Raw genomic sequence first — 20,267 nt, 5'->3', positions numbered from 1 at the left:
TTTGACTATTGACATTTTATACCCCATCTAGCCCCCAAAGGGTTATGATAAGCTCTTGAAACTGGAGAAGCAAAGAGGCAAAGGGGTGGAGGAGATGGAGAGCAGGGGAGTAAGAAAATAAAAAAATAAAGAAGAAAGAAGTAAAGGACAATTTTATACAATTTCTTAGCTCTTTCCCTTCTGCTCCCTTACTCTCCTGCCCCTCTGCTTCTTTGCTCCCTACAGTTCACCTCAACAGATAACTTTCACAAATCAAAGCGTACTGACTCACCCCCTATGTCCAACATTCACAAATTGCAAAAAACTTTCACTGCGGGTTTCGATAACGGTTACGGAAACCTGAAACTTTTAGTCGATGGCTTTGAATCAGATATTTAACCCGATAAAATTACGCAGATACCTCCTTCAATCAACACCTGTGCTTGTATCAGCCTTCAAAAGTATTTCTCGAATGATGGCGGAGTGCTGCCAAGCAGACTCTGCCTGTTCCTTGAATCTTTTTGCTGCCAAGGCTTGGTTGTGTTCCTCCATTCTCAAAGCCATACGATGTGATAAAGAAGCTTTCTCTTCCAATGCCCTGAAAGCAATCCATAATGCATCCTCCACCTTATCGGACTGGGTAGCCAGTAAAGTTTCTGCTGAAAAAGCATGACCCGTGCGACATCGGAAGCGCAACAAATTCCCCTCCTCAAGTTCCCAAAGGATACCACCACAGTCAGGGCACCCAAAGATTGATGGTTTACCGGGTCGGTCGGCTTCGTTTTTTACTGCTTCCAAATCCAATTGCACTATTGAAGATTCAAACTCCATCTTGTCAGGTATCGGATTTTCTGGTTCTACTTTCATTGGCGTGTTAACTAAAGCTACTAAAGTAGAAGGAATATCTGAAAGTGGTTGAATATAGTCAATATCCAAAACATTTTCGATCGCATTACGTGGCATATCAGGATGCAAAGCATCATCAGGGTTTTGGACAATCGCCACACCTCCACGCATTTTTATAGCCACTAATCCCGCCGTGCCGTCGTCAAGCATACCTGTTAGTAGCACAGCGATCGCTCGCTGCCCATAACTTCGCGCTGCACTGCGAAACAATGTATCAATGGCAGGACGATGACGATTCTCTTTTGGCCCCCGCGTCAAACGCAAATATACCGATTCTACCAGTAAGTGGTAGTCAGGTGGAGCGATATAAATCCGACCATGAATAATAGCTTCGCCGTCCTGAGCGTGAGACGCTGGCAAGTTGCCAGCGCGACTTAATATTTTTGGTAGAACACTTGTGCCATGATTAGATACATGAAGAACGATAATTACAGCAGCTTTGAGATCGGGCGGCAAATGCTTGACTAAATAGGTCAGTGCTTCAACTCCACCTGCTGATGTTCCAATGACGATAATATTATGTTCAAGCATTAATGTAATAATTCACCAAGATAGTAGCGTGAGCAACAAAAGCCCATTCGCTACCAGTATTGAGAATAACGTAGTTCCAAAATTTGCTCACCTAACTTTGAAAGGATTTTTTTCATTTGAGAATAGGACTTTAGATAAATAGCACGGAATTCAATTTTGTGTGTCTATATATAGTAATTTCTATGTTAACCAAAACCATTACCCTGATATCGCTTGCCTGAAGAATGCTATTCGGTATTTAGTTACAATGCATGGGGTTTAATTGGAAAAAGCAGCGAATTGGTTTGACACTAAGTGATAACTCTAAATAATTGAAAGTTCAAGTCCTGCTTTATGACTTAGGCGCACGGAAACCTGCCTGTTGTGCTGTTGCTGGGTCTTTAAAACAAATATCTGGCTTGACTTTTTCGTAATCAAGGGATTTAGGAATGTGATAAATGTTGCCTCTCTTCCTTGTAATCTTGCCTTTTACTACTGCATCACTTGGGCAAGTTGTTTCACTTTGCGGCTTTACTCCAAGATTTTGTGCTGCGGCTAAAACTGTTGCTTTATTCGCAGATGCTGGCTTATTAGAGCTAGAAGTTGTATTTCCACCAGGGATAGGACTAGAGCTAGGAATAAATGCAGGACTAGCCGGAGCAATCGCAGTTGGTGTTTGAGGCGTAGTGCTAGTAGATTCTTCCAGTTTCTTTCCACAACTGCCTAACATGAATACCGTGAATAATGTCAGCACTATGCTCAATTGACGAGATTTGAGTTGATTGTTCATTGCCAACCGAGGCTGTGAGTAAGAATTCTAAAGCACGCCACTTTTGTCGAATCAGCAACAGCAGTGAAATCATTACTACTGCTGGGAATACCCCCCAAAACACTCCAAGCTTTGTCAAGTATGAGACAAATACATCTAGTTTCGGTTGGGCAGTGCTGTGAATAGTTAATAATAGGGGAACATCGAAGGGAAATCCACCTTGTTTCCAGACATCCTCTGCTAAGTCTCCCAATATCAGGAAGGGAATAAACCCCCCAAGCAGTAGGAGCAGTACTGACCTCCGGCTTCTGGTAAATCCCATCTAATTGCTCCTGCATTCATTAATCTTTCTCTAATCCTAGCTGCATAAGTAACCAAACAAAATTAACCTATTTCTTGCTATATCGTTTAGCCAATGGGTCAATCAAAGCATTAGAAGATAACAAGACTTTTGCACTGTAATTAAAATTAGACTAACGGTAATAATTAATACTTGAATTTCTCAGAAGCTTGTATAAAAAACGGTTTATAATCTTACATATAACAGTGCTACAACTTTACCTTAGTCAAAAAAAAGTGAGGAGTAGACTATGAAATTTGAATACCGTCTCAATCTAAACGACTTCAAAGAAGCGAATCAAGTTCATGCAAAAACAAGAATACTGAAATATTACTTAATTTTGGCTGGAGTTTTAGTATTAATATCTCTAGTTCCCTTATTATTACAAGGGAATGTTTCTTTTCAAGAAATCTTATTAAGTGCGATTTTACCTAATTTGTTCGGAGTAGCTATTGCATATTTTGCTACTCATATCATTCGGCATTTTTTGATTAAGCATACTTGGGATAGTCAACCTAATTTGAGAAATGAAATCAGTGTGGAGACAACTGACGAAGGATTAAAAATTACTACCCCTTTATCCGAATTAAAAATGCAATGGTCTGGTTATACGTCCTGGCGAGAAACTCCAAATTTATTTACTGTTTACCAATCTCGCAACTGCTTAAATATGTTTCCTAAACGGGCTTTTATTAGTGAAGAAGAAGCCAATGAATTTAGAGAATTATTGCATATCAAGTTACCGAATAAATAGCAATAGTAGCTTTTGTCGCAAGTTCCCTCACCTGCGAATCCTGCGGATTGACAGCGAATCTGTTGCTGATCCATCTCATACGGCTTTTGGTTGTATCGCTCACTTGAACGAAATTCTTACCCAGTATGATTTGGTTATTGCCTCCCCAAGTCTTGAAACTGGGGTATCTATCAACATTCGAGGACATTTTGATGGTGTTTAGGGGATTTTTCAGGGTGTGCAGCCGGTTAACTCCGTGCGTCAGATGTTGGCACGCCTCCGGGAAACTATTGACCGTCACATTTGGGTCAGAGAGTGGGGGATGTCAATGGCTCCACAATTCTTGGAGGATTTCTCAGAAGTCAACACGTCGCCACATAAGCTAACATTGCGCTGCTGCCGATGGCGGATAATGCGGATTTGAGCTACGTTGATCAGAACTTTCAGCCGGAGCCATTGCAGACTTTGGGCAAACCTGAAACGGATACCTGGGGCAGTGGCTATTCTCTGGGTTAACTTTTAGGGCAGTTGTACCTCTGTGGTGTGCGATTGGCTATTCGCTGTGTAGGTCAGAGTGGTAGGCTATCCCATCAAAACTGTTACTTTTCGTCTGTTATTGTGCAAGTTCTAAGTATGGGGCAAATAATTTCTGTCGCCAAGCCATTGAAAAAAACAATTGTGTGTTTGTTATCTCCTCCATCTCCTAAAATTACTCGTTTATGGATGCTCATTTTTTCCATCTCCCTAACGGTATTCTCAAAGAAATACAATTCATGTCCACAGTCGCAATAAAATGATGATGGAAACACTTTTATTGCTATCTTAAATGCCTCGATTTACACTCCCAAATACTACCATGCTCTATGGAATGGATACCTGGTTCATGTTGTTATCCTGCTTGCTGGTTTAACCAAACTTCTAAATCCGCCACTACAGAAAAATCTAATAACGCCTCTACTAACCCCTCCAATTGCTCAATAGATAATTCTCGAATTCGTTCAATCAACGCTGCATCAATTTCACCAAAACGGCGATTTATTAGACGTATAATTAAATCTTGTTGTCCTTCAAGTTTTGCTCTTTCGCGGTCTTGCTGATAAAGTGGTTCTAATCGCATAATTAACTCTCTGTCATCTGATTCTAAATTTTGATTGATTCTTAAATTCTGGCGCAGGTTGTAAACTAATTCTAGCGCTGCTTGCTTGTATGGGTGATTCAATGGTAGCCTTGATAATTCCACCACAATCGCCTGTGACTGCACGCTCCCTCTGCCAAGAATTCTTAGCCACAACGTTTCTGGTGTTTGCGGTAGTTGATGTATAGCTACAATTGCTGTCCGTAGAGCATCACCTAAAAAGTATACTCCTGGCAACCACCCCGATTTCTGATTAACATTAAAGCTCGATAGTATTGCTGGGGATGCAGTTGGACTAAGAACCCATAGTTTCGGAATATCTAACTCCTGGAGTCTGGTTTTATTGGCTTTAGCATCTCGTCGTAAGAGAGCTTTTACTTCTAATAATTTTTGAATACAATCACAAATTTCATCACCAGAAGCGGCATTGCGAAATGGTTCTAATATTGCCGGAAATTCGGCAAATCTTCCCAGCAGCCCTAGCACCTCTAAATTAGAGGTTTGCTGTACTGATGGAGTAAATAGCACATCAATTTCTTTGATCTCTCCTGATATTTTTGATGATGACTTTACTTCTCCATAAGGTTTTAACAGTTCTTCTAAATAATCTTTGGCAAATTCGTCATGTACAAATCGAGTCATTCAATTTAGTTTATTTGAAATTAATTTGAAGTGATTAATAATATTTTATCTATATTTACAACCCATTTTAATCACATGTGAAAGCAAAGCTGAAAAGGCACTACTGAGCTACACTGTGCAAGGCGATGTGAGAGCTAATTTATCAGCGAACGGTTACGGTCATTCATGTCAGCACAAAGTTATTCATCCTCTTCCTCCTCATCCTCATAATCCGCATAATCAGCATAATCCTTCCCATGCTGCTCATACCACAGGCGTTCTTCTTCTTGAGCCTCTTCCCTCTGTATTCTTTTCCTTTCGGCGATTTCTGCTTCTATTGCTTCTTGCTCTAACTTTTCCTTCTCCACCCTTTCTCGTGCCAGCCTTTCTCTTTCTTGGGTTTCTTGGTCTACCCTCTCTTTCTCAATTCTGATTAATCGCTGCTCGATTCGCCAACAGTAGAAATCCAAAGCCTTGCCCGTCGCAGCTCCAGTGACTGTACCACCGACTAGAAAAATCAGTCCAGTTTTCCAGCCTTGGATAGGGCCACCACTCCAAACTTTTCTGATTGAACCACACCAGCAAAGAATAGACAGAAATTCCAACTACTGTATTGATCAGAGCGAAAATTCTGGGGGTTATCTCAGTCTGTCGCAGTATCAGCCACTGTCCCAGCCAAAGTATCGCGCCAAAAATGACAGACGCGATCGCACTCATCACAATATGATCTGGGTATCTGAACGGATCTAGCCTCATGCTGATAATTAATGGCACAAATATCAGCGCACACAGAAAGAAGCCAATGAGTAAGCCAGCAGTGTTTATCAGGCTCCAGTAGCGACCCAGATAACCAAGGCGGAATTCCAATATCCACTCCTGTACTGGAAGCATTGTGATATAGAATGCCATTGCTGCACTGACGTAATCGAGCATTGGGCTAAGTTAACTGTATATTTAGCGTATTTAGCATCACCGTGCCAAAACGGACAAGGCAAGATATTAATAATCTAAGACGAATTGAAGTGATTATTACTGAAAGGTTTCTTACTCCCCGCGATCGCCTCGCCTGGGCATGGGGAGTTATAACATCCTACTCTGTACAAGGATTCGCCTTTTCACTGGTTATCACGTATCAGAAGCACTAGCACTCCAGACGATTGATATCAAATCTGGCGCTATTAATTAGAGAAAGTCTACCACCAAAAGCAAGCATAAAACCCGGATTGTGGACATCCCACCAGGGCTAGCCGCAATACTTACCGAGTACCAACCCAAAATTCTGCAATGTTTCCAGGTATGCGCGGTGCGACTGAACGCTTGATCCGATTCATGGTAGACAAGATTTCACGAGATGCCTGCAAGCGAATTGGGGTAGAAGGAGTCAGCACTCATTTGTTTAGGCGAACTGCGAGAGCACAGATGTCGAGCGCGGGGATACCTTTGAGAACCATTCAAGAAATCTCTGGTAAGAGCGACCCTAAGATGTTGCAGCGTTATAAGCAAGGTCACGCTCAAGCGCTCAAGCGCAAAGCGGTTTCGGGGATTGGGTTTTAGATTGTATACTATATTTAAACTTGTCAAAGTTGGTCACTAAGGAGTCAGGAAAACGCAGTGAGCCACCAAGTAGAACTAAGTGAATACAAGCAGCAGATAGCAGATTTATATAGCCGCCGGAGTTCTACTTACGATAACGGTGACTGGCATCCTCGCATTGCTCACCGTTTAGTTGAATATGCACATATTCGTCCTGGACAGCAGGTTTTAGATATTGCAACTGGAACAGGCATGGTGGCACTTGAAGCAGCTCAAATTGTGGGGGCTGAGGGTCGAGTAATTGGAGTCGATATTTCGACTGGGATGCTCGAACAGGCTAGACGAAAAGTTGCCGCATTAGGGTTGAGTAACGTTGAGTTCCAACTTGCAGACGCTGAAGCCTTGGATTTTCCATTGAACAGTTTTGATTACATCTTCTGTTCATCTGCGTTGATTTGGATGTCTGATCTAGTGGGCGCGTTGCGACTATGGTATGGGCTTCTTAAACCAAAAGGTTTACTTGGCTTTCATGCTTTTGCAGACACCGCTTTTATCGAAGGGGTCGTAGCACAGAGGGTACTTGAAAAGTATGGCGTTTCCTTGTTGTTTAGCAAGCCAACTGGAACAGTTGAAAAATGCCAGAAAATGCTCCAACTTGCAGGTTTTTCAGAAATCGAAATTAAATCAGAGCTTGATGGCAGTTACATCAGTTTAGAGAAAGCAAAGGGAATGTGGATAGGTAATGCCTCATCTCCTGTACCCGGACAGTATCCTAATCCCTTATTGCAACTCACACCTGAACAATTGGCACAGGCTAAAGTAGAATTTGATGCTTCCTTGTCGGCACTGCAAACTGAACAAGGAATTTGGAACGATCTCACTATTTTTTACGTCTTCGGACGCAAGCCGAGATAATAATTCGTTTACATTTGTATGTTGGTAAGAGTTTGGCGTTGTCCATCATGTCAGTCGGTGAATGGGTGTGATGACAATGCATCTAAGAATATTCAATCCGTTGGGGCATCAATGGTTAGGTTAGGCGACGCAAGACGGTCTGAGACTGCGGTTGCTGTTTGATCCTAAAATCCCCCGAATCCACTTCGTTAAATTCGGGGGAGTATGTCAACTAATAGCTAAATTAATTTAGATTTTCTACATCCAGACAACCATAAAATAATCCGAGACTTAAGCGCCCCTTCGAGCTTCAGTCAACCCATGAATTTCTTTGAAGATATTCCTTTTTAAAACCTCTTGTATTCGGCTTGTACTTAATTTTCAGACGAATAGCGCTTCGCGTAACTTTTGTGAACATTACAAAAATTTCGGAGAAATACAATGGATATTCAATCTACACTCACCCAAGCTATTGAAGTTATTGTTATGAGCTTTGTTGCTCTGATGATTTTTGATTTTATCGATGGACTTTATGTTGTACCATTACCAGCTATTGCAATTGCACAATCGAGTACCAATAGAGAATCCACACTAACAGCGCCTCAATTTAAAGCACTATCTAACACTGAACAACCAGGAATCGAACCTCAACAAATTCCCTTCGTTGCATCACAGTTTGAGGAAATTTCCGACCCCTGGACATTAGAATTAGAGCATCACAACAGCTATACCAAAACTCAACCAGTTGTACTCCAATTCCCCTCACTAAGACTGCTACCACCAGCAACAGGAGTACAACCGAAATCTAAGAAGGCTAAAACCGCCAAGCCCAAAACCACCAAAACTTCTAAGATTGCTGCAAAGGCTACATCTACCAAAGCTCCACGCAAACCCGCAAGACCACGCAAGCAGTCCGCTTAAGTAACTTTACCGGGTGTCCTGTTGCTTCGACATAGACAGTTATTTAAAAAAGCGATCGCTATTCTTGAAACGCGATCGCTTTAAAGTCACTTCAAAAATTCAAAACAATGCAAAGCGCACTGTGCCTTAGTAGTCGCTCTCCGGTACGCCCCAGATGATCTTGAGGAGTTTGCTCACGCTCGTCAACTTGCTACTAAGTCTACTTTGATTGCCGATCACTGTACGAATCTGACTGTGCAGTATCGGCTACGCCAAGTTTTTGTGAAAATCAATAGTATATACAGTCATGGTTAATGCAATCCAAGGCTCACTGTTTAATGTGCAAACAGTTTTAGACTACGGGCAATCCATTGTCAGCGCCGGACATGAACTAGTCAAATTATTGATCAAGAATCAACCTTTGGCAAACAGAGCAATTCAGTCGCAGATGAACCGCTATTTTAACGGAACTGCGGCATCAGGGGCGTGGCAGTGGAAAGATGCTTACGAAGCTGTAGAAGTTGCACTAATTCTCTATCTGCGGCAAAAGGGATTTTCTGATAATCCCTTAGAAGAAATGCGACGGCTTGAGTTGCTCTGCCCCACACATACCCGTCGCAGCGAGGAGCAAATCAAACTTCAGCAGTTCTCTACTCCGTTATCATTGGCTTACTTGGTAGCATTGGCAGGACAAATACAAACTGATGATTTGGTGCTAGAACCATCTGCTGGGACGGGAATTTTGGCACAGTTCGCCAAACTTCAAGGTGCAAGTTTGATGCTCAACGAGCTTGCACCCGATAGGGCGAAGATTCTGCGTCGGTTGTTTCCTGGCACTCCATTATTCTCTGTGAATGCCGAGCAGATTAACGATTACTTAGCTGGTAAGACTCAGCCTTCAGTTGTGTTGATGAATCCGCCATTCTCATCATCTCCCAAGATTAGCGATCGCAATCCCGACGCAACTCCTCGTCATATTAATTCAGCATTACAAAGATTATGCGATGGTGGACGACTGGTGACAATCAGTGCTAATTGGTTTTCTCCCAATAATCCAACTTGGCAAGAGACTTTCGTTAAGTGGCACTCGGAAGCGCGAGTTCTGCTTTCGGTTGGGGTTAGTGGAAAAGCCTACGCTTTACACGGGACGACGATGGAAACCAGGATTACCGTGATTGAAAAAATTCCGGCGGCTGACCCTCGCAACATTCCTTGCATCTCTGAAACCTTGGATTTACCCGAAATACTGGCGTTGATTAAGCAGTTACCAGAGCGCTCTTTATGGCAACATTCTACTGTTAAAACGCTTCCTGTTACTGCGTCAAAAGTTGTTAAACAACCCTTGCGTCAAACAGTCGCACAACCAGAACCCTCCGTAGAGATTCCAGATGTGGTTGTTCTGGAGTATGAATTGGTCGAGTGGAGTGGCTCAGACGGTTTGAAAGATGCCTTGTACGAAACCTATCGCCCACAACGTATTAGGATCAAGGATGCCCTACCACATCCCTCATTACTTTGCGAGAGCGCAGCCCTAGCACTTGTTTCGCCACCAGCGCCTAGTTACAAACCACATCTTCCATGCAATATTATCACACAAGGCTTGTTATCAGAGGCACAACTTGAAAGCGTGATTTACGCTGGTTTTGCACACTCAGAATTCTTGTCTGGGTCGTACATTGTTGATGATTCATGGGATAATGTGACTGTGGCGGCAAATACTGAAGAAAATCCCGTAAGATTTCGCCGTGGCTGGTTCTTAGGCGATGGTACAGGCTGTGGCAAAGGCAGACAAGTCGCAGGAATCGTTTTGGACAATTGGTGTCAAGGGCGAAGAAAAGCTATTTGGGTATCGAAGAGTTCTGCTCTAGTCGAAGACGCACGTAGAGATTGGTGTGCTTTAGGTGGTACTGAGCGAGACATCATCGACCTCTCGAACATCAAGCTGGGCGATCCAATCCCATTCTCCCAAGGCATCTTGTTCTGTACATATTCCACTCTGCGATCTCAAAAGGGTGGAAAAAGTCGGCTCAAGCAAATCGTTGATTGGGCTGGTGTTGATTTTGAGGGAGCGATCGCTTATGACGAGTGTCACGCAATGGGTAACGCAATGGCTCAAGAGGGTAAACTCGGTATGGTTGCAGCATCCCAGCAAGGCATTGTTGGGTTACGGCTACAAAATGCATTACCCAAGGCACGGATTGTATACGTCTCTGCCACCGGAGCGACAAAGGTTTCTAACCTGTCTTATGCCAATCGCGTGGGGCTTTGGCAGACTGGGGATTTCCCATTTACTTCACGTGAAGATTTTGTGGAATCCATCTCTGACGGTGGCATTGCGGCGATGGAAGTTGTGGCACGGGATTTAAAGGCTTTAGGACTGTATCTGGCGCGGAGTCTCAGCTTTGATGGTGTGGAATATGACACCTTAGAAATTGAGTTAACACCGACTCAAGAACGAATTTACGACAGTTACGCAGACGCTTTCAAAATTATCCATAATAACCTTCAAAAAGCACTAGAAGCTTGCAATATCTCAGGTGATAAGACTTTTAACCGTGCTGCAAAGATGAGCGCAATGTCTCAGTTTGAAAGCCACAAACAAAGGTTCTTTAACCATTTGTTGACGGGGGTGAAGTGTCCACAGTTAATTAAGGCAATTGAGCATGACATTGCCCAAGGTCTTGCAGTTGTCGTTCAGGTTGTGTCCACTAACGAAGAACTTTTGAAACGGCGACTTAATGAGGTTTCGTCCGAGGAGTGGAAAGATTTAAATCTTGACCTTACCCCACGAGAATATCTTATGGAGTATTTGATGAGTGCGTTCCCAATTCACTTGCATGAAATCCATTCAGGGGACGATGGCTCAGAGCGTTCTGAACCATTGTTTAATGCTGATGGCTCGCCCATCATTTCTCAAGAAGCTGTAGCTTTACGTTCGGCGTTAGTCGAGCGGCTAGCTAGCCTTGACCCAATCCCAGGCGCTTTGGAACAACTGCTCTGGCATTTCGGTAACAAGCAAGTGGCTGAAGTTACCGGACGGAGTAAGCGAGTCCTCAAGGATGATTCGGGGCGTTTGTTTGTTGATTCACGGGGTAGTGGTGCGAATATTGCGGAAACTAACGCATTTATGCAGGGAGACAAGCAAATCCTCATCTTCAGTGACGCTGGTGGGACAGGTCGTAGCTACCACGCAGATTTGAATGTGATCAATCGTCGCAGGCGATCGCACTACTTACTCGAAGCCGGATGGAAGGCTGACAGCGCTATCCAGGGTTTGGGGCGATCTCATCGCACGAACCAAGCGTCTGCACCAATATTCCGACCAGTGACGACCAACGTGCGTGGTGAACGTCGATTCATTAGCACCATTGCTCGACGGCTGGACAGTCTTGGCGCACTCACACGGGGGCAGAGACAAACGGGGGGCAACGGGATATTCGAGGCTAAGGATAACCTAGAATCTCAGTACGCAGAGTACGCTTTGTATGAGTTATTCAAGCAAATATTCCAGGGTCGATTTTATGAGGTTCCTCTAGGGACTTTTGAGCAGATGACTGGGTTGTCTCTGACATCTCACGAAGGCGGTATGCGGATAGACCTCCCACCGTTGCGACAATTCCTCAATCGCTTGCTGGCTTTGACTATCAGGATGCAAAATGTGATTTTCGAACGGTTCGAGTTGTTGCTTTCTCAGCAAATTGAAACTGCGATCGCCAATGGTATTTTTGAAGTGGGAGTAGAAACGCTGAGGGCTGAAAAGTTCACTGTTGAAAGTTGTGAATCGGTGTATACTCATCCGACGACTGGCAGCGTAACTAATTACCTCAAGGTAGAGCGACTCCAAAGGAACAACATCAAAACATCTGACGAGATGTTGGATTTTGCTGACAAATACCAGGGAAAACTCATGCTTAATGGGAAATCTGGTCAAGCCGCAGTATTTATTCTTACTCACAGTGTATTCGACTCTGAAGGTGGGGTAGTGCCACGGGTTTTACTTGTGCGACCACAGAAAGAGACTCGCGTACCTGTCGATAAGTTGGAATCTTCCACTTGGCAACAGGTTTCGGCTGATACGTTTGTTGCAGCGTGGTCAAAGGAAATCTCCCAACTGCCTCAGTTCACTACTGATTACATTCACCTTATTACTGGAATACTTCTACCGATTTGGAAAACTCTGCCACAGCAGAACAGTCGAGTATTTCGATTGCAAACCAGCGATGGCGAGAAAGTTCTTGGTCGGGTGATTTCGGCTCACGACATTCAAACTGTCAGAGAACAACTCGGACTAAGGAACCAGGTGCTTTCTCCAGAAGAACTTGTGAAGCTGGTACTGAACGAGAGATATACACAGCAGTTGCCGGGAGGAATCACACTGCGGCGGTCTTTCGTTGCTGGTGAAGCACGCCTAGAGCTAGTGAATGCCATCTCGTTGGCTGACTCTCTGGTGGCTGTTGGATGTTTCACCGAGATCATTCAATGGAAAAAGCGAGTATTCGTCCCAACTGGCAATAAAGCAGCGTCAATTCTGGCGGCTGTAATTCAGATTCTCGGATGAAATTTGTAGCCACTTTTGTCAAGTGGCTACTTTTTCGATTTGGCTATCTCACTTTCAACTCCAAACAAATCCTTATAAACTTCAAAATCTCGAAAAAGCTCCATAATGAGACTTCGAGTAAAAGCACAGTAAACCATATTTCCTCGCGCCTTATACAAGTCAAAAGCTTTAAACAAATCTTTTTTAGCACCTTCAACATCGCCCAGATAAAATCTGACTGTTCCTCGTCCACAGTATGCTTCTGCACAATCAGTATCCAGAGATAATACCTTTTCTAAATCAGAGAGTGATTTTTCTAATTCCCCAGACAAGAAATAAATATTCGCCCTATTTATATAAGCTGATAAACAGTTTGGGTCAAGTGAAATTACTTGACTGTAATCTAAGATAGCTGCTGGGTTGTCCCCAGTTAGATTTTTGTATGTATCAGCGCGATTTATATAAGCTTGGACTAAATTTGGATTCAGGGCAATGGCTTTAGTGTAATCTTCAATCACCTTGGGGAATTCTGATTTATGACAGATTTTTGACCGAGCTAGTCCTCGATTATTATAAGCTTCGGCAAAATTCGGATTCATTGACAATGCGTTATCAAAAAGCTGAATTGCACCTTCATACTTTTCGATTTGAAACTGAATCATCCCTATAGTATTGTGAACTTCAGCAAAATTAGGATTAAGTAGTAATGCCTCTCTAAAACACTCGATAACTGCATCTAAATTACCTGACTTTAGATGTGCCAAACCTTGATTATAAGAAACCTGTGCTTGCTCTAGATTAGCTGTCTCCATAGCGTTCTTCTCCTTTTTTATTGCTGAAAAAGGCTATTCTAGGATAAATCTATCTTTGTAAGTCTGTTTTTTGTGTTTGAGATTTAGCTAATATTTGATCAATTTGAGTATTAGCATCCTCAAAAGTTTGCAATATCTGTGGAGTTACTTTATTAGTCTGCACCTTGCCAGATTGTAAGTTTAAAACTACTTCCCCATTTTTCTGCAAAATAGTTAAATCCCTCTGCTGGGTATTGAAAGCCAAGTCATAAATTTTCCCTTGGACTTTAGTACCATTTTCATCAGACTTACCCCAAACCATGCCAATCCTTTGAGCAATTTGAGTCAACCGACTGATGGCTTCAAGTTCAAATTTATCTTTATTCATTACTGTCAACGCTTCGGCTGACAATTGCTCACCAGCTTTAAACTGATTGGCCACTTCTACAATGCGTTTTTTGTAATTCTCCGACTTCCCTAACTTATCTGCGGCATTGTACCAATTTCTCAAGTCATCAATAGTAACTGATTGAGTTTGGACTGTTGCTTCAAGTGCGGCTCTATTTTGTGGTTCAGGAAACGGGACTATAAAACCCTCCACATAATCCCCCAAGGGTTCAATATGTAGTCCCCACACCTGCTGTTTTTCGGTAAACAGTTCTGGTAATGCTTTGGGTGAGTGCTTTTCCATATCAGCCCACTGCTGTTGATAAACGGGGTCAGCAATCATAGAGGGTGTGATTTGATACTGCTTACCGACTCGAAAGGCAACTTGCTTATCAATGCCTGTCGCCAGAGCAATATCACCTTCCTTAAACCCATACTGTTTGTATGGTTGATAAGCTCTGGTGGTATGAGTTCGACCATATCCTCTCATCGCATCAATGCAAGTATCTACTAGTATTGGATTAGTGTCGCCATGCATCATTAAAGGGTAGTTCATCGGAATCGGTTTGCCTTTGATGACAGGAGGGGCGATATTTTGAACCTCTTGGTTTGGGTGGAATTGAGCGCTTTGTTGAGGTGGGAACAATGCTGATTGAGATGGAGGTTTCAAAAACTGCGGTCGTGTGGCGAGGGAATTAACTCTTTGTTGATACTCACTATCCGTTTCAATCACAGCCCCAAATTTCTTGGCCATGCTCTCTAAAGTTTTGGCAGGAATGGAGCTATCAACCAAGTTAAATACCGCTAGACCTTTTTTAGTTTCCCTTATAACATCTTCTGTTGGGGCAAGCGAGAATTTAACATTTTGAGCAGTTAACCATTTAGTTACAGTATCAACTTTCTGGTTGTCAACAGCCAAGCCCATGACTCCAAGTTTTTTGTTTGATTCTGTCGAAAATAAGAAAGTAGGGCGCTCTTTAATATGATGTAGAATATTCGCACTACTCTCAATCATCTCTTGTTGTTCAAAATTAACTGATTGAGTCCCAAAAGCCTGAAATTCCTTCGTCCATTTCTGGGGATATTCGACGGTATTAGGGTCAATTTGAGCGCAAATAACAGAAAAATTACTTTCAATGATTGCAGGCGCGGGTGTAACTTGTTTGGGTTTGAGTAGCCCAAGCTGTCTGAGCGCGTCTTTGTCTTTTTTGAAGTGTAATACCCCCAAGGGTTCACCATTTAAAAATACGGCATCTCTGGTTTTAGAAGCTGAGGTTTGGATAGTCAGTTTTCGGTAATCCAAATCATCGAATGTCTGACCAGAAAAATCATAAAAGTTAATTTTATTAATTTTGAGGAGATTCCCATTAGGAGATTCACCCAGGACAAAAGCTTGATCTCCAGTTTCGGAGATAGAAGTAAGTTTTAACTTTAGAGGATTACCATTTTTCAGGTAATCAATTTGTTTTAACTGTTGGACAGAATCACTGTCTAACTCCCCCAGAGTCAAAGCATCAATTTTGATTTTTACTGTTTTATCAGGAATCGGCACAGTGCCAAATTCTAAGTTTACGGGTTCGGCGTTAAAAACAAGTCCTGCATAAGAGAAGTTCTTGAGTTCACGGATAGTAATTTCAACCGACTCGTTTCCTGGCAGTCCAATAGAAGATTTGGCAGTAGCAGGTTCTACCCCAATGAAATTAGCTTGCGCCTTTGAGCCAATTGGTAACATTCCGCCCCTGGTTTCGAGCATGGCGAATTCCTTATATTCGCCGTCAGCATCCTGGACAAACATTAGTCTGGAAACGTGGCGTTCATGTCCCGGTGGGTGGTGGCTAGCTCTGATTTCTATGGGGTGTTTTTCCTCTGGGTTCCACTTTCTGCCCAAAAATTGATTTGCTTCATTATTAAGTGTGACTAACTTCGGTTCGCTAAATTGCAGTTTCTCCAAGCGGGAGATAATCTCATTGGGGAAAGCAGCGAAAGCAAAATTGGAGACTTTTTTAGCGATCGCCTGGGGGTTTGCGTTTTCTTTACGTGCAACTTCGAGTTCATCCTGGCGGGATGCACAGATATTCCAAGCGGCGGCGGCGGATGCAAGTTTTTCTGACTCTGGGATAGAAGCGTAAAATGCGAGAGCCGCCTCTTGTGCCTTGTCGAAAAGTAATTTAGTTTGGCTTCTAGTAAGTTCTGGTTTTAGTTCTAGGAGTTTAGCTCCCTGCATGGTCATCCCCGATTTGAGGTTGTGGTCAGTCACAGATTGTTGGCTAACTGTCCCCAGGTTGCGGTAGGCGGGTTTTCCATTTTCCCCAATCTCACCATCTATCTGTGCAACTGCTAATAATTTATGGGGGCGTTCACTGTTTGTGAATTTAATCTCATCTAGGCGAATATTAAGTGTCTGGGCTTTCCAGATTAAGGGATGCCCGTAACGGGTGAGATTGGTAATTTCGAGTTGCGTTCCTGAATCCGTTTGAACAACTGCGCTAGGGCCAGACTCTGTTTCTCGCCGCCTTGAGGCACGAACCGCAGCGTTGAATTTCAGATCGAACTCGTACTTCGCGGCGATCGCTGCAAATTTTTGCTGTGGTGTAAATTCTACCCCTTTGAACAAGTCTTTAAACTGAACTATGGGACGCGATTCTAACTGTGATTCTTGGAAATATTTATTGGTTTGGCTAATTAATAATTCTACTGGTGAGTAGCCCTTTGGTGTTATCCCCGTGTTTAGATAAACTGAAGGCGACTTTTTATCTTTAATATAATTAACATCACGATACAAGTAGCGGCTGTTTTCCCGGATTTTATCCATCTCAGGTTTTTTAGCACTTTTGAATAAATCAACCGCTATTTGGTTTTGATAACATCCTTCTTCAATCATGCTCCGGTACATTTGACGGTTAATGTCCATCGCTTGCTGGATAATTTCGGGAGTTCTTTGAGAATGAGCAATTTCAACAACTCCTTGCATATAAGGCTTGTATTCTTCTCGAATTAACTTTGGATCTTTCTGGCGTTCTTGCTCAAACAGGGTTTCGTAATGGTTAGAAACTTGGTCTAGATAATTTGATTTCTGCTCAAAAGTACCGTAAGTCTTTAGTACTTCAATTTCTGATTCTAATGCCTCCAGTGCCGTCACTTGATTGTTGATTATGCCCACGCTGATGCTATCGCTCATGTGAATAGCGATTTTTTCAAATGGGGGCTGGGTTCCATTTTCCAAATAAAATGATTGTTTTTTGAGCTTAACCGTGGGCGAATAGGCGTTTTTGGGAAGATTTCTTTGCTCTGCCTCTGCTGTCAGGTTAGGGTATTTACTAGCCAGCGCCACGCCAATACAGTCACCGTCAAAATCTCGCGCTTGCCGTTCTGATTCGGTTTCAATTGGCGCAATTTCATTGGTCTTAAGCCTTGCTAAAATGCGTTTATGATCTTCATCATTGACTACTATAATGCCTTTAAGATTTACCCCATCTGGGGCTAATCTATCATCAACAAGTTTATTAGTGGATATACATAAACCATTAGAGTTGAGGAATGGAGAACGAAAATTAAGAACCTTTTCTCCATCATCCATCCAAGGAACACAGATTTCACCATTTTTCAGTTCTTTGGATGGGATAATCATTCCTCGGTCAAATATTAAAGTTCTCCCAGATGCTATATCTCTCCACTCGCTTTGGACAAATCTACTCAGTTCTTGTTTAATTTTTTCAGTTTCTAAAAGCTGATTATGCCCCCCAACTAAATCAGCCTTTATGAGTTTATACATCAACAAATTATCTTTCGGTGATTCATTATTTTCATCGATTATCTCATATTCTCCATCAGCATCATTCGATGTCACTAGTTCTAATTGTTTAGCTAATGAGCCATCACCAGCTTGCTTAGTAATTTGCTTTGATAAAGATGCTTTCTGTGATTCAGTCAAAGCCTTACGCTTTTCGTATTTTTCACAATAAAGTTGTGCAACAATCCTTGGGTCATCCTGATTTTCGGCTAGCTTTTGAGCCTGTGCCTCTAGCTCCTCAGCGAAATCTTTGATCCCTTGAGGAAATGATGCCAACAGTTGTGATATGGCTGTCTGACCTCGCTCTGACTGCGATTTTTCACCTAACCAGATTTTTTGCTGATATAGTCCTGGTTTAATTTGGGGTTTACTAGCACCATTAGGATTATCCTTGTCTGTACCTTTAAAACTGGATATGGGAATGATTAAGTCAATTTTGGATTTAATCTTTGGGTCTAAATATTCTACTTTATCTAACTTATATGGTCGTAAAGTCCCTTTGCCAAAACGATATTGGTTATCTTCTCCATCAGTTTCTGTCCAACCAAAGCGATGCTGAATAACATGATAATCTTTATTTTGTTGTTGCTCTGTTTGGGTCAAACGGTCATAAAGTTTAGTTGATATCTGTCCATAACAATCGCCCACTAACTTGAAAGCATCCTCATCTTTAATAAATCCTCCATTCTCTCCTGTAATATCATTCACAATTAGAATATTTAATTTTTCATTAATGGAATTTTTACAACCACCTAGGAAAATCGACCCATAAGCACCTCTATCTTTTCTATCGGGACATAATTTATCAATTACTTCTAAACATTCTGGAGAGCCATAGAGGAGTCTGGTTTTAGAAGATAATAAAAGAATATGTCCTTCTGGATGATTTTGTAAATCTTCTGCTTTACTATATTCATCAATATGTCCGAAAGAAAACTCTTGATCTGGAAAATATGATTCTAATAGGGTATTATCTATTTTCTCAGTTAAAATTGAATCAGGATTATTTTTGTCTCCGTCATCATGAATCCATTGATTTATTCTCGTGTCAAAGTGTTTAAATTCAAGAGTCATAAGACTTGGAGTTAGTTAAGTTTTTATCAATCTTGTGAGGAATTAATCATGTCAAGAATAAAACGCTGGATAAATATGAACCGTAAAGAATTCAATTCAGATGGAACCTTAAAAGATGAAGTAAGGCAACAAAAAATATCTACTGGCTCAAATCCAGCAGCAGTCGATGACTATGCTCGTAGATTGAAAGAAGAATATGACGAGTGGAAACATCTAGACGAAACCGACCCAGAACCTTGGCCTGTCTACACGGCATACGACTTCTTCACCCCAACAGAGAAAACACAGTTTAACCCTGACGGTTCTCTTAAACAGGAATACTTTGAATCTGAGCTTAAAAAAGGTAAAAGCCTTGGATGGTTAGAGGAAATGGAACGGCGTAAGAAAATTGATGTCGATAACTACAATCGAGTATCAGCCAAACACGCTGAAATGGGTATCAATTTCGGTCAACAGGAAATGCAAGAAAGGATTGGCGCTAGCAGAACATACGTCCAACGTCGGCAGCAGATGGAGCAAGACCTGCGTAACTTTGAGCCGGAAGACAGTTTGCCTTTCGACAAGGACACAGCATATTAAGCTCACCCTAAGCAGAGCGAGTGGTAATATAAGCTGAAAGCATTATAAAACAGCGCTTTCAGCTTTTTAGTGACATCCTTTTAATGAGCTTGAACAGCAGGCAGGTTAGCAGCAGCCGATGGTTTAATAGAGCGAAACGCCCCGTTAAAAAAGGCAATCCTTCGTAAGATGGCAAAGGGTGTAATGATTAATATGTGCAGTGAATTGAATGCCGAGCGTTCTCTAGCTACTTCAGCCCACATTACTTGCAGTTAGTCTTCCGTTGTCTGCCTGCGCGAAAAAGTGAATATTTGGTTAATTGGCTTGCCGTTCTATAGCTGGAGGGATTACCCCAGACGATCGCACAACTGACTTGTTGGAAGCGGCGGCAAGGAACGCAAACATTCCTAAAATAGCAAAGGACGTAATAATCACTTGCTGTACAGATGCAAAAACCGACTTTTCTTTCTCTTTTTGGACAGTAATACGATTCAGATTCTGTTGAAATGCCGAGAAATACAAATAATTCAACACTTGTTTACATAAGGCGGGGTCTTCACCTATTTGTACTTTCTGGCACAGGAGAATTTCTAGATGCTCCCGGCGGCGATCGCTTGTAGATAAATCGCGCTCATCCCACAGTTTTGCCTGGGTTGTATCTAAAGGTCTATTAATACCTAATATAGTCATACTATGGCCTTCTTTAGTTGTTGAGTTAACTGAGGGAACAGGTGTAATCGATAATTCAATTACACCCTAGTGTGCTTTTTGAAAAATGGAACTCGTATCTAACTTAAGAAGTTTAAATAT

16 protein-coding genes and 1 pseudogene are annotated in these 20,267 nt (G+C 42.2%); 7 read left to right on the top strand and 10 right to left on the bottom strand.

The window, feature by feature from the left end:
• Positions 1 to 405: 405 nt before the first annotated feature.
• The 3 genes from NPUN_RS36410 to NPUN_RS36400 all read right to left on the bottom strand — a co-directional run bounded on the left by NPUN_RS36410 (position 406) and on the right by NPUN_RS36400 (position 2,486).
• Positions 406 to 1,416, bottom strand: a complete 1,011-nt coding sequence (locus NPUN_RS36410) for a chemotaxis protein CheB (RefSeq protein ID WP_012413351.1) — start codon at positions 1,414 to 1,416, stop codon at positions 406 to 408.
• 331 nt (positions 1,417 to 1,747) lie between these two features.
• The gene (locus tag NPUN_RS36405) at positions 1,748 to 2,125 is read right to left on the bottom strand and encodes a sunset domain-containing protein (protein ID WP_041566697.1); all 378 of its coding nucleotides are present in this window, start codon (positions 2,123 to 2,125) and stop codon (positions 1,748 to 1,750) included.
• Complete coding sequence (locus NPUN_RS36400) at positions 2,085 to 2,486, bottom strand: hypothetical protein (protein WP_193372291.1); 402 nt, start codon at positions 2,484 to 2,486, stop codon at positions 2,085 to 2,087. The genes NPUN_RS36405 and NPUN_RS36400 overlap by 41 nt, the downstream gene beginning before the upstream one ends.
• A 268-nt stretch (positions 2,487 to 2,754) precedes the next feature.
• Here NPUN_RS36400 and NPUN_RS36395 point away from each other — a divergent pair, with 268 nt between their 5' ends.
• Positions 2,755 to 3,258, top strand: a complete 504-nt coding sequence (locus tag NPUN_RS36395; RefSeq protein WP_012413350.1) for a YcxB family protein — start codon at positions 2,755 to 2,757, stop codon at positions 3,256 to 3,258.
• 10 nt (positions 3,259 to 3,268) lie between these two features.
• Positions 3,269 to 3,711: pseudogene (locus NPUN_RS39855) on the top strand (plasmid replication protein, CyRepA1 family); the annotation flags it as partial.
• Positions 3,712 to 4,126: 415 nt separating this feature from the next.
• On the opposite strand, the gene NPUN_RS36390 reads toward NPUN_RS39855, so the two are convergent.
• The 3 genes from NPUN_RS36390 to NPUN_RS41370 form a co-directional block, all read right to left on the bottom strand.
• On the bottom strand, positions 4,127 to 5,014 hold the full coding sequence (locus NPUN_RS36390) for a DUF4351 domain-containing protein (protein ID WP_012413349.1): 888 nt from the start codon (positions 5,012 to 5,014) through the stop codon (positions 4,127 to 4,129).
• Between the two features lie 179 nt (positions 5,015 to 5,193).
• On the bottom strand, positions 5,194 to 5,598 hold the full coding sequence (locus tag NPUN_RS39845; RefSeq protein WP_012413348.1) for a hypothetical protein: 405 nt from the start codon (positions 5,596 to 5,598) through the stop codon (positions 5,194 to 5,196).
• A gap of 38 nt (positions 5,599 to 5,636) precedes the next feature.
• Positions 5,637 to 5,867: a hypothetical protein gene (locus tag NPUN_RS41370; RefSeq protein ID WP_148220506.1), complete on the bottom strand. Its 231-nt coding sequence runs from the start codon at positions 5,865 to 5,867 to the stop codon at positions 5,637 to 5,639.
• A 410-nt stretch (positions 5,868 to 6,277) separates the two neighbouring features.
• Between NPUN_RS41370 and NPUN_RS43960 the strand changes: the two genes are divergently transcribed.
• The 4 genes from NPUN_RS43960 to NPUN_RS36365 all read left to right on the top strand — a co-directional run bounded on the left by NPUN_RS43960 (position 6,278) and on the right by NPUN_RS36365 (position 12,878).
• Entirely contained in the window at positions 6,278 to 6,547 is a 270-nt protein-coding gene (locus tag NPUN_RS43960) for a tyrosine-type recombinase/integrase (RefSeq protein ID WP_234711199.1), read from the top strand.
• A 57-nt stretch (positions 6,548 to 6,604) separates the two neighbouring features.
• Positions 6,605 to 7,441, top strand: coding sequence for a class I SAM-dependent methyltransferase (locus NPUN_RS36375; RefSeq protein ID WP_012413347.1), 837 nt, complete (start codon positions 6,605 to 6,607; stop codon positions 7,439 to 7,441).
• 420 nt (positions 7,442 to 7,861) lie between these two features.
• Positions 7,862 to 8,341 (top strand): hypothetical protein, encoded by a 480-nt coding sequence (locus NPUN_RS36370; protein ID WP_012413346.1) that lies wholly within the window; start codon positions 7,862 to 7,864, stop codon positions 8,339 to 8,341.
• A gap of 286 nt (positions 8,342 to 8,627) precedes the next feature.
• Positions 8,628 to 12,878 carry a strawberry notch-like NTP hydrolase domain-containing protein gene (locus NPUN_RS36365; RefSeq protein WP_012413345.1) on the top strand — a complete coding sequence of 1,417 codons (4,251 nt, stop codon included), beginning with the start codon at positions 8,628 to 8,630 and terminating at the stop codon, positions 12,876 to 12,878.
• A 26-nt stretch (positions 12,879 to 12,904) separates the two neighbouring features.
• On the opposite strand, the gene NPUN_RS36360 is transcribed toward NPUN_RS36365, so the two are convergent.
• Entirely contained in the window at positions 12,905 to 13,669 is a 765-nt protein-coding gene (locus tag NPUN_RS36360; RefSeq protein WP_012413344.1) for a tetratricopeptide repeat protein, read from the bottom strand.
• 49 nt (positions 13,670 to 13,718) lie between these two features.
• Positions 13,719 to 18,899: a hypothetical protein gene (locus tag NPUN_RS36355; RefSeq protein WP_012413343.1), complete on the bottom strand. Its 5,181-nt coding sequence runs from the start codon at positions 18,897 to 18,899 to the stop codon at positions 13,719 to 13,721.
• Positions 18,900 to 18,947: 48 nt separating this feature from the next.
• On the opposite strand from NPUN_RS36355, the gene NPUN_RS36350 reads away from it, so the two are divergent.
• Positions 18,948 to 19,478, top strand: a complete 531-nt coding sequence (locus NPUN_RS36350; RefSeq protein ID WP_012413342.1) for a hypothetical protein — start codon at positions 18,948 to 18,950, stop codon at positions 19,476 to 19,478.
• An 80-nt stretch (positions 19,479 to 19,558) separates the two neighbouring features.
• Here the strand turns inward: NPUN_RS36350 and NPUN_RS42415 are convergent, their stop codons facing one another.
• Positions 19,559 to 19,720 carry a hypothetical protein gene (locus NPUN_RS42415; RefSeq protein WP_167315728.1) on the bottom strand — a complete coding sequence of 54 codons (162 nt, stop codon included), beginning with the start codon at positions 19,718 to 19,720 and terminating at the stop codon, positions 19,559 to 19,561.
• A 52-nt stretch (positions 19,721 to 19,772) separates the two neighbouring features.
• Positions 19,773 to 20,147, bottom strand: coding sequence for a hypothetical protein (locus NPUN_RS36345; RefSeq protein ID WP_012413341.1), 375 nt, complete (start codon positions 20,145 to 20,147; stop codon positions 19,773 to 19,775).
• Positions 20,148 to 20,267 lie beyond the last annotated feature (120 nt).

The sequence above is a fragment of the Nostoc punctiforme PCC 73102 genome (assembly GCF_000020025.1).
GTDB lineage: Bacteria > Cyanobacteriota > Cyanobacteriia > Cyanobacteriales > Nostocaceae > Nostoc > Nostoc punctiforme.
Note: the sequence above shows the minus strand (reverse complement) of the source record. Positions and strands in the feature narration are given on the sequence as shown.